This window comes from Erwinia sp. 1181_3, assembly GCF_052824965.1.
Map to the genome: position 1 here is coordinate 185378 of NZ_VTDE01000001.1, position 12586 is coordinate 197963.

The following is a 12586-nucleotide window of genomic DNA, read 5'->3' on the forward strand; positions in this document are numbered from 1 at the left end:
CGTCAGTCTGATAAACCCAGAAGGTTTACTAAAGAGACTCCTGGACGCGTGCTTTATCCTCGTCAGGTCATTGATTTCTCATGATAAGAGAGCAGGCATTATGGCAAGTACTCTGGTACTGAATGAAAGTCGCCGGACATTCAGCGGCACACGAAAAAACATTATTGCGAAAGTTGCGTTAAGTTTCTCAGATTTACTCTCCATCAATCTGGCACTGTTTTTATCCGCAGCGACGCTGCAGGGTATTTGGGGTAATCTGGATATTTTTATCCCGCCGCAAGAAGTTGAAGTCCGCTTTATCGCGCAATTCATTATGTCAGTATTATGTACCGCATGGTTCTGGATGCGCCTGCGCCACTATACCTACCGCAAACCCTTCTGGTTTGAATTAAAAGACATTATTAAAACGCTGGTGATCTTTTCACTGTTAGACCTGGCACTGATTGCGTTTTCCAAATGGGATTTCTCCCGCATGCTCTGGAGTTTCACCTGGCTGTATGCCTTGATTCTGGTGCCTCTCCTGCGCTCATGCGTTAAGAATGCCATCCTGAAAGCGGGACAGTGGCAGAAACACACCATCATCATTGGTTCCGGTAAAAATGCCCGTGAAGCCTATGCCGCGCTGCAAAGCGAAGAGCTGCTGGGCTACGACGTGAAAGCCTTCGTTGCCCCGAGCGGTGAAAAGAACGGCGCTGATAGTTTCAATGGCATCCCGGTGATCACACACAAAGATATTGTCTGGGAGACTGTCGACCTCGATAACACCCAGTTTATTGTAGCGATGGAGAACGACCAGCGCGCCATTCGCGATAAATGGCTGAAACTGCTGTCGAAGAAAAAGTGCCGCTCAGTCTCCGTGGTCCCAACGCTACGTGGCGTGCCGCTGTACGGTACGGATATGTCCTTTATCTTTAGCCATGAAGTGATGCTGCTGCGCGTCAGCAATAATCTGGCGAAGCGCTCTTCACGCTTCCTCAAGCGCACCTTTGACGTTGTGGTGGCCTCACTGCTGTTGCTGTTCCTTGCTCCGGCATTTGGTTTGATCTGCTGGATGGTCAGCCGTGATGGCGGCAGCCCGATCTACGGTCACGAGCGCGTTGGTCAGGATGGGAAGAAGTTTAAATGCCTGAAATTCCGTTCGATGGTGATGAACTCGAAGGAAGTGTTGGAAACCCTGTTGGCCACCAGTGAAGAAGCACGCGCAGAGTGGGACAAAGACTTTAAACTGAAGAACGATCCCCGTGTCACCAAAATTGGCTCATTTCTGCGTAAGACCAGCCTGGATGAACTGCCGCAGCTGTGGAACGTCATTCGTGGTGAGATGAGTCTGGTGGGCCCACGTCCGGTGATTGAAGCAGAACTGGAGCGTTATGCCGGTGACGTGGATTACTACCTGATGGCTAAACCGGGTATGACAGGACTGTGGCAGGTGAGCGGTCGTAACGATATCGACTATGACACCCGTGTTTACTTCGACTCCTGGTATGTCAAAAACTGGGCGTTGTGGACCGATATCGCCATTCTGTTCAAAACAGCCGGTGTGGTACTGCGCCGCGACGGCGCGTACTAACCTGAGCTGAACAGTGCCAGCCATCGTCATTGCCGGCATCCGGCAATGACGATGGCCACATCCCCGAGCGCTTTTATCACTTTCTCCTTTTCTTTTCCCTCTGTTATCTCTACCCTGTCCGGCTTGCTTTAATCTGGACGCCACACCTGCTATGCAAAAATTTACGCTACTGTTACTCAGCCTGGTGCTGCTTGCACCGTTAGGCATTGACCTCTATTTGCCCACGCTGCCCGATATTGCTCTCGGTCTGAATACGCCCGTTTCTGCCATCCAGACAACGATCCCTTTGTTTTTACTGGTGATGGGCCTGGGGCAAATTATCGCCGGACCGCTGGTGGATAATCTGGGCCGTAAACCCATCGCGCTGATTGGTCTTCTGCTGTATGTCACCGGAAGCATCCTGGCCGCCACCGCCACCGGCTGGCCGCAGTTCCTCAGCGCCCGTGTCATTCAGGGCTGTGCCGTGTGCTGTACCGCCGTCGTGGCGTTCAGCGGCGTACGCGACCGTCTTAATGGTGAAGAAGCGGCGCGTGCTTATGGATTCTTAAACGGCGCGTTAAATATCGTCCCGGCCCTGGCACCGATGCTGGGTGGCTTCCTGGCCGATGCATTTGGCTGGCGGGCGAACTTTTGGTTCCTGACCGGTTATGCGCTGTTTATTGCCGTACTGGTGATGCTGTTCCTGCCGGAAACCCGCCCTGCTGATACGCAAAAGGTGAAAGGTTTACCCGTGCGTCAGTACTGGCAAATTCTGCGTCAGCCGCGTTTCCTCGCCTTTGCTTTTGCCAACGCGGGCGCACTGGGTATGGTGCTGACCTATGTTTCTCTGGCTCCGCAGGTTTTGATGACCGAAGGCAAACTCAGCGCACTGCAATTCTCCATCGCGTTTGGTGCTAACGGCTTCTGGATTATGCTGGTCAGCGTGCTGGTGAATAAGATGATCCGAAAACTGGGTCGCCCGATTTGTCTGGCAATTGGCGCACTGGCGATGACAATTGGTGCGATAACGTTAATGGGCGGTGTGATACTGTTCCCGGCGGCCATGCAGACACACTGGGCGCTGTATATGCTGCCCGTTGCTATCTCCGTTGCCGGACTGGCCTTCACCGTGGGACCTGCAACCAGCTACGCACTGGAGCCTTATCAGCAGCAGGCCGGTGTCGCCTCTGCACTGGCAGGTTTTATTCAGATGGCGGGAGGATCGTCGGCGGGTCTGTTAGTGATGGCGCTACCGATTGCGGAGAAATCCGCGCTGGCACTGATGATGGCGGCCGGTGCGCTGCTGGCACTGACCGCCTGGCGTATCAGTAAAAATGTGCGCGGTACGCTGACCTCGCTCTGAGGTTATTCAACGATCACCGGCACCCGGGGGGCGAGCGCGCACATCAGCTCATAGCCAACGGTGCCGGCGGCGGCGGCCACATCATCAATTTTGACGTTGTTGCCCCACAGCTCAACCTGGCTGCCTATGCCCGCCTGAGGGCACGGGGTTAAATCGACAGTGATCATATCCATTGAGACCCGCCCGACCGTCTGCGTCATCACACCATCAACCAAAATCGGCGTTCCGGTCGGCGCATGACGGGGATAACCATCAGCATAGCCGCAAGCGACCACTCCGATACGCTGTTCACCTGATGCACGGTACTGGCCGCCGTATCCCACAGCAGAACCCGCCGTCAGCTGCTGAATGCCGATCACTTCGCTGGTCAATGTCATCACGGGTTGCAAACCACTGCTGGCAATGTCCTGCCACTGGCCGCTGGGGGATGCGCCATACAGGATAATACCGGGACGTACCCAGTCATGATGCGTTTGCGGATGCCACAACGTAGCCGCGGAGTTCGCCAGCGAACGCGCACAATTCAGCCCTTCAGCCGCCTGCTCAATGCGCTGCAAGGGTCCGGCAATACCTTCACTGGTTTCAGCGTCAGCAAAGTGGGCCATCAGCGTCATTTCACCAACGTTATCCAGGGAACGTAATTTTTGCCACGCGTTATGCACCTGATCGGGCTGGAAGCCCAGTCGGTTCATACCGCTGTTCATTTTGAGATAAATATCCAGTGGCGCCGAGAGCCTGGCTTTTGCCAGCGCCTGAATTTGCCAGTTACTGTGAACGCTGGTGGTCAGGCGATACTGGTCAATAATCGCCAGTTCATCCTGATGGAAGAAGCCCTCCAGCAGCAGGATCGGTTTTTTCCAGCCCTGTTCGCGTAACAGAATAGCCTCTTCCAGGTTGAGCAAGGCGAAACCATCCGTTTCCACCAGACTCTGCCAGACTCGCGCAATACCGTGTCCGTAGGCATTCGCCTTCACGACTGACCACAGGCGCGAACCACCCGCCGCCTGGCGCGCTACTGCCAGATTTTGCCTCAGCGCAGCGAGATTAATCGTTGCGAGAATAGGACGAGACATACTCTCTCCTTGTAAAAAAATACGATGAGTTAGCGAACATTGGCACTGTGCAGTGAGCGAGCCGGCGCCGGAATAAAACCTGGCAGATAGCGCATGACAGACAGATCGTCAGCGGAAATCGCGGGTGTCACACCGCTAATAATATCCGCAAGAAGCTGCCCTGAACCACAGGCCATTGTCCAGCCAAGAGTACCATGTCCGGTATTAAGGAACAGGTTTTTCAACGGGGTACGACCTACAATTGGCGTGCCGTCGGGTGTCATTGGGCGTAAACCACTCCAGAAAACCGACTGCTCAATATACCCACCTTGCGGGAAGAGATCGCCGACAACCATTTCCAGCGTGCGACGGCGTGCCGGTAACAGTTTGGTGTTAAATCCGACAATTTCTGCCATTCCCCCCACACGAATACGATCGTCAAAACGGGTGATCGCCACTTTATAGGTTTCATCCAGCACCGTTGAAATCGGTGCCGCAGCCGCATCTTTGATCGGTATCGTCAGTGAATACCCTTTTAGGGGGTAAACAGGCACCTTAACAATATCCTCTAACAGCGCCGTCGAGAATGACCCGAATGCCACCACATAAGCATCCGCAGTCACCATCTCGCCGCCACATTTGACGCCGCTGATGCGATTACCATCCTGTACCAGAGCATCGACAGAGGTATTGAAACGGAAGGTGACTCCCGCGTCTGCCGCCATCGCCGCCAGACGCTGGGTAAACAACTGGCAATCACCGGTTTCATCATTGGGCAAGCGTAAACCGCCCGTCAACTTGTGCTGGGTTGCCGCCAGTGCCGGTTCTGCCTGCAACAGCTGCGTGGCCTCCAGCAGCTCGTAGGGGACTCCGGCTTCTTTCAGGACCGCGATATCCTTCGCTGCACTGTCAAACTGCTGCGCGGTGCGGAATAACTGCAATGTTCCTCCCTGACGCCCTTCATAGGCAATGCCCGTTTCCTGGCGCAATGCTTTGAGGCAGTCACGGCTGTATTCCGCAATTCGCACCATGCGGCTTTTATTCTGCTGGTAATGGCGCATATCGCAGTTACGCAACATCTGCCACATCCATTCCAACTGGAAGCGGCTGCCATCAAGGCGGATCGCGAGTGGAGCATGGCGCTGGAACATCCATTTTACGGCTTTAAACGGCACACCCGGTGCCGCCCAGGGGGCGGCATATCCGGGTGATATCTGCCCTGCATTCGCCGCACTGGTTTCCAGTGCTACTGCGGGCTGACGATCGATTACCGTCACCTCATGTCCGGCCTGCGCCAGATACCACGCACTTGCCACACCCACCACGCCACTACCCAGAATGACAACTCGCATACCCACCTCATAGAGACACATTATAGAATTATGCACTGGACATTCGACATCAACATGGATGAAAACACCAGTGATAACACTCACATTACGCTGACATATTTCACATCTTTTTTACCCTCCAGGTAAATAAAAACAAGATGCCCAGCTTAATTCAGTCAAAACCTCTGGTTTAATACATTAAGTAGCAGATAATAATTTAATCACAGCATATATGCGCAAACACCAGAACAATCCCACTCTGTCATAACTTAATGCTATAAACAGGATATTATCCTGAAAAATGCATGTTTTTATGAATTTATTGTTACGTAAAAATCTTTTTTTAAACAGCACTGGATTTTGTATCGAAGATTTCAATTGTTTTAACGAGAGGGATACGAGACAGTGAACTATCATTGAGATATTGGCTTTAATTCCAGGCTTATCAGCGCCTCATTTGTGCGGGTGAGCCGAGATGAAAACGGACATTCTGCCGTAAGGTAATCCGGTTTTATAAAAAGGGGTGCGCTATGACCACGATCTTTGACGATCCGATTAAGGACAGCAAACGACTCGATGATGGACCAGACTGGACCTTCGACCTGCTTGATGTGTATCTCAAGGAGATCGACCGCGTCGCTAAATCCTACCGACTGGATACCTACCCGCATCAGATTGAGGTCATCACCTCCGAACAGATGATGGATGCTTATTCCAGTGTCGGGATGCCAATCAACTATGCACACTGGTCATTCGGTAAGAAATTTATCGAGACAGAACAGCGCTATAAGCACGGCCAGCAAGGCCTGGCCTATGAAATCGTCATCAACTCCAATCCGTGTATTGCCTATCTGATGGAAGAAAATACCATGACGATGCAGGCGCTGGTGATGGCGCATGCCTGTTATGGTCACAACTCCTTCTTCAAGAATAACTATCTGTTCCGCAGTTGGACGGATGCCAGCTCCATCGTCGACTACCTGATCTTCGCCCGTAACTACATTACGCAGTGTGAGGAGCGCTACGGAGTGGAAAACGTGGAACGGCTGCTCGACTCCTGCCATGCGCTGATGAATTATGGCGTTGACCGCTACAAACGTCCGCAAAAAATCTCCTTGCAGGAAGAGAAAGCGCGGCAACAGAGCCGTGAAGAGTACCTGCAAAGCCAGGTGAACATGCTGTGGCGCACCTTGCCACGGCGTGAGCGCGAGGAAGCGCAATTCGCCAACACGCGCTACCCATCCGAACCACAGGAAAACCTGCTGTACTTTATGGAGAAGAATGCGCCGCTGCTGGAACCCTGGCAGCGTGAATGTCTGCGCATTGTCAGAAAGGTCAGCCAGTATTTCTACCCGCAAAAACAGACTCAGGTGATGAATGAGGGATGGGCTACGTTCTGGCACTACACCATTCTTAATCACCTGTATGACGAAGGGAAAGTTTCTGAGCGCTTTATGCTGGAGTTCCTGCATAGCCACACCAATGTGGTCTTCCAACCCCCTTACAACAGCCAGTGGTATAACGGTATCAACCCGTATGCGCTTGGCTTTGCGATGTTCCAGGATATTAAGCGCATCTGCGAGGAGCCAACGGAAGAAGATCGTCACTGGTTCCCGGATATTGCCGGTTCTAACTGGCTGGATACCCTACACTTTGCGATGAAGGAGTTTAAGGACGAGAGTTTTATCAGCCAGTTCCTTTCACCGAAGATCATGCGCGATTTCCGCCTGTTCACGGTGATGGATGACGATCGCAATAATTTCCTCGAAATTGCGGCCATTCATGATGAAGCGGGCTACCGGGCGATCCGTCAGCAGCTCTCCGCTCAATATAATTTGAGCAATCTCGAACCGAATATACAGGTTTATGACGTGGATCTGCGTGGGGACCGATCGCTGACCTTACGCTATGTTCCGCATAACCGCGCACCGCTGGATAAGAGTCGTCGGGAAGTGTTGAAGCATGTACATCGTCTGTGGGGCTTTGACATCAATCTGGAACAACAGAACGATGATGGCACAGTGGAGATCCTCGAACGCTGCCCGCCCCGCCCGGGCACCACTATCTGATCTGAGGTCAGCCTCAATGTGAAGAGGGCGACCCGCCAATGGGTCGCCCTCTTTTTCTGTTTCTTCGGGCTGACCGCATAAAGAGGTCAGCCCTTTTTATCGACTTAACGGCGAGCAGGCGGCAGATCGGTTGGCATACTGGTCTGCATGGCATGCCAGATTTCCCCGCTGCGACGACCATAGTCGCGCACGCTGTCTACAATCAGGTCATATTGCTGGGTATGAAGGATATTCAGCAGTTGCTGATAGAAAGCCTGTGCCAGACGTCGCGCTTCCGGGTTGGAGAAATAGTGACGCCCAACGCGCGTATACAGTCCTTTCAATCCATTGATGATCAAACCGTAAATAGGATTACCCGAGGCGAACGCCAGCCCACGGAAGATGCTGTAATCGAGATTGGTATAGGCTTCCGCCTGGTCGTCCACGTGGCTTGCGGTTTCCAGCACTTCACGCGCTTTATCCGGGTAAGTACGGATAGCACGACGAATAAAGATAGACGAAATATTGGTGCGAACTGACAGCAGGTTATCCACTAACTGCGGTACGCTGTCATGATCGAGACGGGCCAGTGTTTCCAGAATACTTAATCCGGAGGTTTCCCAGAAATTATTCACTTTGGTCGGTTTGCCGTGCTGAATGGTCAGCCAGCCATCGCGCGCCAGGCGCTGTAAGACTTCTCGTAGTGTGGTTCGGGTGACACCTATCAGTTCGGAGAGTTCGCGTTCAGCGGGCAGAATTGAACCCGGAGGGAAACGGTTATTCCAGATACTTTCAATGATGTACTCTTCCGCGAAACCCGCAGGGCTCTGCGCCTTAATAACCATAGCGTTCTTCTTCCGTTGCGTTCATTACGTCAAAAATTCGGCTCATCATACCAGAGGCACCAGGCATCACCTAGCCTGGCTGCCAGGGAAAAGACGATCGTCTGCAAAAAATATGACATTGCCGTCCTGGCAGCGAAACCACAATACAGCCTGTCCACAGACCTTCGTTTATCATCGGAAACATTATTTTAAGTCACTTTCCTGCTTAAATTTTTCCCTCCTGGCTGGATTGCAGACGCTTTTCGTTTACACTGCCGTCTAAATGTATTCCAGACGGATAAACTAATGTTGAGATACCTGAATAGCTGCTCCCGTGGCCGGGGCGCCTGGTTGCTGATGGCACTGACCGCTTTCGCTCTTGAGATGACCGCGCTCTATTTTCAGCATGTGATGCTGCTGAAGCCGTGTGTGATGTGTATTTATGAACGCTGTGCCCTGTTCGGCATTATGGGGGCGGGTATCGTCGGCGCTATCGCACCGAAATCACCTTTGCGCTGGGCCGTTATTCTGATCTGGTTATACAGCGCATGGGAAGGCCTGCGACTGGCGTGGGAACATACCATGATTCAGTTGCATCCCTCTCCGTTTGCGACCTGTGATTTTGCCGCCCGCTTTCCGTCCTGGCTGCCGCTGGATAAATGGTTACCTTCCGTGTTTGTCGCCAGCGGCGACTGTGCAGAGAAGTCCTGGTCATTTCTGACCCTGGGTATGCCGCAGTGGCTGGTAGGCATCTTTGCCGCATACCTGGTTGTTGGTGTGCTGGTGCTGATAGGTCAGCCCTGCAAACCTAAAAGACGCGACCTGTTCTCACGTTAAAAAAAAGCTCCGCCTTCGCGGAGCTTTTCTGCTTATCATACCCACTCTGAACGTCTATTTACCGTACCAGCGCGGGCGGTTGATAATATGCTCTTCCCAGTCAACCACTTCACTTTCATGCACGGCAATATGCCGTACCGAAATACGCGCAGCATGCATAGTTGCACGTGAACCACTTCGCAGCGGATGCCAGGGTGGCAGAGTTTTCCCTTCAGCCAGCACACGGTACGCGCAACTTGGCGGTAACCATTGAAAGGTGGGCAGATTTTCGCGCGTCAGCTTAATACAGTCCTCTTCCAGTTCGAAGCGGCGCTCATAGTTACGGCATTGGCAGCTTTTGATATTCAGCTGATTACAGGCAACGTTGGTGAAATAGATTTCATCGGTGTCGGCGTCCTGTAACTTATTCAGGCAACACTGGCCACAGCCATCACATAAGGACTCCCATTCCTCGTCGCTCATTTGTTCCAGCGTTTTACGCTGCCAGAAAGGGGTATCAGTCATGTTGGGTGTCCGGTAAAAGTAAAAGCCCGCACCTTATAGAGGGTTTAGGCTTTAGTTGCAAGTTTTACAGCACGCGCGTGGCAACACCGTGGCCGCCGAGCGACACTTCAAGACGATCGCCTGAGACCATCGGCCCCACACCTTCCGGTGTCCCGGTCAGGATCACATCGCCCGCGCGCAGGGTAAAGAACTGGCTCATATACGCAATCAACGGCAAGATTTTATGGATCATGTCAGCAGTCGTTCCCTGCTGGCGGACCTCTCCGTTGACGATCAATTTCAGCTCGACATCCTGAGGGTCGTGTTTGAATTCACTCACCGGAATAAAACCGGACAGCGGGCAGGAATTATCGAATCCCTTGGCTTTTTCCCAAGGCTGTCCGGCTTTCTTACAGCCTGCCTGAACATCGCGTAAGGTTAAATCCAACGCAACACCATACCCGGCAATCGCCTGCGCGACGTGTTCTTCGGTCGCATGCTTGAGTGTCGCGCCAATCAGTATCGCCAGCTCGACCTCGTGATGCACGGCACCGAGGTTTTTTGGAATAGAGAGCGGCTGGCGGATATCACACAGCGCAGTTTCCGGTTTAATAAACAGTACGGGTTCCGTAGGTGTCGCGCTGCCCATCTCTTTAATGTGGTTTGCGTAGTTACTCCCAACGCAAACCACTTTGCTGACCGGAAAATCTAACAATGCGCCCTGCCAGTTATGGTGCTGATACATGCTTTTCCCCTGCTTCGTTAGAGTGGCTGCGCCGACATCATGCCGCCGCATATCTGCTGACTGTTCTTTTTACTGCGCTGCGATGGCATCGGCCATCATGCCAATACTGATAGCGAAATAATAAGACCGATTCCAGTGCATCAACGTTCGGAAATTGTCATAAACCATGAATGAACGACCGTCACCGTCCTGTGGCGTGATGATCCAGGCGCGCTGGCTGCTGCTGTTCTGTTCGGGATGCAGTAGCTGTACGCCTGACTGCTGCCACTGCGCCGGGGTTTTGGCCTGTGCCGTTTTTAATCCCGCCAGTTGCGCATTAAAATCAGCCGGCAACGTCACTTCCACGCCCCACCCCTGCCCGGCTCGCCAGCCTTCACGTTGTAAATAGTTCGCTGTGGAGGCAAAGACATCATCCAGATTGTTCCAGATATCAATTTTGCCGTCACCATCACCATCCTTTCCGTAATTCAGGAAGGAGCTGGGCATAAACTGGCTCTGACCCATCGCCCCTGCCCACGATCCTTTCAGCTCAGCGGCTGTCATCTGTTGGCGTTGGATGATTCGTAGCGCTGCCATCAGTTCTTTCGTGAAGAAGGCTTCTCTCCGGCCTTCAAAGGCCAGCGTGGCCAGAGCAGAGACCACCTCCTCCTTGCCCTGAATCCTGCCGAAGTGACTCTCAAGCGCCCACAGCGCGACAATATATTGTGTCTGAACGCCGGAGGCATCGGCTATCGGTTGCAGCTGGTTGTGGTATTGCTGCCAATATTCCCGGGCCTGAGCGATCTTTTCTGGCGTGATCACGCGGGTCAGATAATCGTTGAGGGTGACTTTGTTTTCCAGCTGTCCGCGATCGGATTTAATGACCCGGTCAACAAAATGCACGCCGGTAAACGCCGTCTCGATAGTCGCATCATCATAACCCTGCTGACGGGCCTGTGCTTTGAGCTGCTCAACGAAAGCAGGAAATTGTGCCGGGTCGCGGCCCTGCTGTGCCAGCGTGGTGTCTGACGTGTTTGTGCTGTTACCGGAGTTTAGGAAGGCGGCGTGGCTGGCAGAGCTCCCCACCAGAAAGAGAGAAAATACGAAGAAATTTCGGGCTGAGAGCTTCATGCGGGCATCCTTTTATCGCTATCTACACCGGTAATTTAAAATAAAAAGCGATCCCTGACCGGCGAAGATATATTTGCAGATGATTCCGAATTAATCTTTTTTAACATCGTTAAGATGCATCTTAAGCAGACTTTCCAGCGGCGGAGGCAATTGTAAATAAAACCCCTCATCGCGCAGCGCGGTTTTCACTTTTTCAATATCCGCCCCCACCAACTTCTTGCTGCCGTCCAACGGAAGCAACATCGCCAGTTTCGGCTTGCCAAAGCCCTTCAGCAACGCTTCAGGGACGCGTGAGAAATCGTCTTTTTTTTCAACATAAAGATAAGTCTGGTCACGCTGGGGACTTCTGTAGATCACACAAAACATATTTTTTACTCGAATTAACCTGGATGGTGACTTGCCTGAATATTACAGTAACTATAACATGCTTGCAGAACTTCGGAATATTGCCTGTCTTGATTTAACGCCTGAAAGTGGCGTTGATTTAGCCAGGATAGGAAATAACAGGACTGAGCGGGACAGATGTCACAATCGCCAATCGAGTTAAAGGGCAGCAGTTTTACGCTGTCAGTCGTTCATTTGCATCACACCGACCCTGAAACGGTGCGTAAAGCCATTCAGGAAAAAGTCAGTCAGGCTCCAGCTTTTCTGAAAAATGCCCCGGTGGTGATCAACGTATCCTCGTTAACCCGAGAGGTGAACTGGCGACAAATGCAGCAGGCAATCGCCGAAACGGGTCTGCACATTGTGGGTATCAGCGGCTGCAAAGATGAGCAGTTGAAACGCATGATTGCCCGGTCCGGCCTGCCGGTGTTGAGCGAAGGCAAAGAACAGAAGTTCAGCGCTGAGAGTGCACCGCCTGTGGCCATTCCTGTCGAACAACCCGCCATAAAAACCCGGCTTATCAGTACCCCGGTGCGTTCCGGTCAGCAGATTTATGCCAAAAACTGCGACCTGATCGTCACCAGCAGCGTCAGCGCGGGTGCCGAGCTGATTGCCGATGGCAATATCCACATTTATGGCATGATGCGCGGCCGCGCGCTGGCTGGCGCGTCTGGCGACAAGCAGTCTCAGATTTTTTGCACCAGTTTATCTGCAGAGTTGGTATCCATTGCTGGAAATTACTGGCTTATGGATCAAATCCCTGCTGAATTTTTCGGAAAAGCGTCTCGTCTTTGTCTCAAGGACGGCGCATTGACTATACAGACACTGAACTGAGCCAGGCTCTCGAGCCCTTTCTTTTC

General features: G+C 52.5%; 12 protein-coding genes. 5 read left to right on the top strand and 7 right to left on the bottom strand.

Annotation, left to right across the window (positions count from 1 at the left end; genetic code table 11):
• The first annotated feature begins 100 nt into the window (after positions 1-100).
• Both wbaP and FY046_RS00840 read left to right on the top strand, forming a co-directional pair.
• Complete coding sequence (gene wbaP, locus FY046_RS00835) at positions 101-1570, top strand: undecaprenyl-phosphate galactose phosphotransferase WbaP (RefSeq protein WP_133841852.1); 1470 nt, start codon at positions 101-103, stop codon at positions 1568-1570.
• Between the two features lie 151 nt (positions 1571-1721).
• Positions 1722-2912: a multidrug effflux MFS transporter gene (locus FY046_RS00840; protein ID WP_446185600.1), complete on the top strand. Its 1191-nt coding sequence runs from the start codon at positions 1722-1724 to the stop codon at positions 2910-2912.
• A 2-nt stretch (positions 2913-2914) separates the two neighbouring features.
• On the opposite strand, the gene dadX is transcribed toward FY046_RS00840, so the two are convergent.
• Together dadX and FY046_RS00850 are read right to left on the bottom strand one after the other, a co-directional pair.
• Positions 2915-3985 carry a catabolic alanine racemase DadX gene (dadX, locus tag FY046_RS00845; RefSeq protein ID WP_133841850.1) on the bottom strand — a complete coding sequence of 357 codons (1071 nt, stop codon included), beginning with the start codon at positions 3983-3985 and terminating at the stop codon, positions 2915-2917.
• Positions 3986-4014: 29 nt separating this feature from the next.
• Positions 4015-5316 carry a D-amino acid dehydrogenase gene (locus FY046_RS00850; protein ID WP_133841849.1) on the bottom strand — a complete coding sequence of 434 codons (1302 nt, stop codon included), beginning with the start codon at positions 5314-5316 and terminating at the stop codon, positions 4015-4017.
• Positions 5317-5825: 509 nt separating this feature from the next.
• Here FY046_RS00850 and FY046_RS00855 point away from each other — a divergent pair.
• A complete protein-coding gene (locus tag FY046_RS00855) occupies positions 5826-7364 on the top strand; it encodes a SpoVR family protein (protein ID WP_133841848.1) in 1539 nt (512 codons plus the stop codon).
• A 104-nt stretch (positions 7365-7468) separates the two neighbouring features.
• Here FY046_RS00855 and fadR read toward each other — a convergent pair whose 3' ends face one another.
• On the bottom strand, positions 7469-8188 hold the full coding sequence (fadR, locus tag FY046_RS00860; protein WP_133841847.1) for a fatty acid metabolism transcriptional regulator FadR: 720 nt from the start codon (positions 8186-8188) through the stop codon (positions 7469-7471).
• 285 nt (positions 8189-8473) lie between these two features.
• Between fadR and dsbB the strand changes: the two genes are divergently transcribed.
• On the top strand, positions 8474-9004 hold the full coding sequence (gene dsbB, locus FY046_RS00865; RefSeq protein ID WP_446185601.1) for a disulfide bond formation protein DsbB: 531 nt from the start codon (positions 8474-8476) through the stop codon (positions 9002-9004).
• A gap of 54 nt (positions 9005-9058) precedes the next feature.
• On the opposite strand, the gene FY046_RS00870 is transcribed toward dsbB, so the two are convergent.
• The 4 genes from FY046_RS00870 to FY046_RS00885 form a co-directional block, all read right to left on the bottom strand.
• The gene (locus tag FY046_RS00870; protein ID WP_446185602.1) at positions 9059-9508 is read right to left on the bottom strand and encodes a YcgN family cysteine cluster protein; all 450 of its coding nucleotides are present in this window, start codon (positions 9506-9508) and stop codon (positions 9059-9061) included.
• A 64-nt stretch (positions 9509-9572) separates the two neighbouring features.
• Positions 9573-10232, bottom strand: coding sequence for a fumarylacetoacetate hydrolase family protein (locus FY046_RS00875; protein ID WP_133841844.1), 660 nt, complete (start codon positions 10230-10232; stop codon positions 9573-9575).
• A 69-nt stretch (positions 10233-10301) separates the two neighbouring features.
• Positions 10302-11342 (bottom strand): lytic murein transglycosylase, encoded by a 1041-nt coding sequence (locus FY046_RS00880; RefSeq protein WP_167863792.1) that lies wholly within the window; start codon positions 11340-11342, stop codon positions 10302-10304.
• A gap of 90 nt (positions 11343-11432) precedes the next feature.
• The gene (locus FY046_RS00885; protein ID WP_133841842.1) at positions 11433-11708 is read right to left on the bottom strand and encodes a YcgL domain-containing protein; all 276 of its coding nucleotides are present in this window, start codon (positions 11706-11708) and stop codon (positions 11433-11435) included.
• Between the two features lie 156 nt (positions 11709-11864).
• Between FY046_RS00885 and minC the strand changes: the two genes are divergently transcribed.
• On the top strand, positions 11865-12560 hold the full coding sequence (minC, locus tag FY046_RS00890) for a septum site-determining protein MinC (RefSeq protein ID WP_133841841.1): 696 nt from the start codon (positions 11865-11867) through the stop codon (positions 12558-12560).
• Positions 12561-12586 lie beyond the last annotated feature (26 nt).

Coding starts and splice junctions, on each gene's coding strand:
- fadR (WP_133841847.1), bottom strand. CDS start 8,188: ATGGTTATTAAGGCGCAGAGCCCTGCGGGTTTCGCGGAAGAGTACATC.
- FY046_RS00875 (WP_133841844.1), bottom strand. CDS start 10,232: ATGTATCAGCACCATAACTGGCAGGGCGCATTGTTAGATTTTCCGGTC.
- FY046_RS00850 (WP_133841849.1), bottom strand. CDS start 5,316: ATGCGAGTTGTCATTCTGGGTAGTGGCGTGGTGGGTGTGGCAAGTGCG.
- FY046_RS00870 (WP_446185602.1), bottom strand. CDS start 9,508: ATGACTGATACCCCTTTCTGGCAGCGTAAAACGCTGGAACAAATGAGC.
- wbaP (WP_133841852.1), top strand. CDS start 101: ATGGCAAGTACTCTGGTACTGAATGAAAGTCGCCGGACATTCAGCGGC.
- minC (WP_133841841.1), top strand. CDS start 11,865: ATGTCACAATCGCCAATCGAGTTAAAGGGCAGCAGTTTTACGCTGTCA.
- FY046_RS00885 (WP_133841842.1), bottom strand. CDS start 11,708: ATGTTTTGTGTGATCTACAGAAGTCCCCAGCGTGACCAGACTTATCTT.
- dadX (WP_133841850.1), bottom strand. CDS start 3,985: ATGTCTCGTCCTATTCTCGCAACGATTAATCTCGCTGCGCTGAGGCAA.
- FY046_RS00840 (WP_446185600.1), top strand. CDS start 1,722: ATGCAAAAATTTACGCTACTGTTACTCAGCCTGGTGCTGCTTGCACCG.
- FY046_RS00880 (WP_167863792.1), bottom strand. CDS start 11,342: ATGAAGCTCTCAGCCCGAAATTTCTTCGTATTTTCTCTCTTTCTGGTG.
- FY046_RS00855 (WP_133841848.1), top strand. CDS start 5,826: ATGACCACGATCTTTGACGATCCGATTAAGGACAGCAAACGACTCGAT.
- dsbB (WP_446185601.1), top strand. CDS start 8,474: ATGTTGAGATACCTGAATAGCTGCTCCCGTGGCCGGGGCGCCTGGTTG.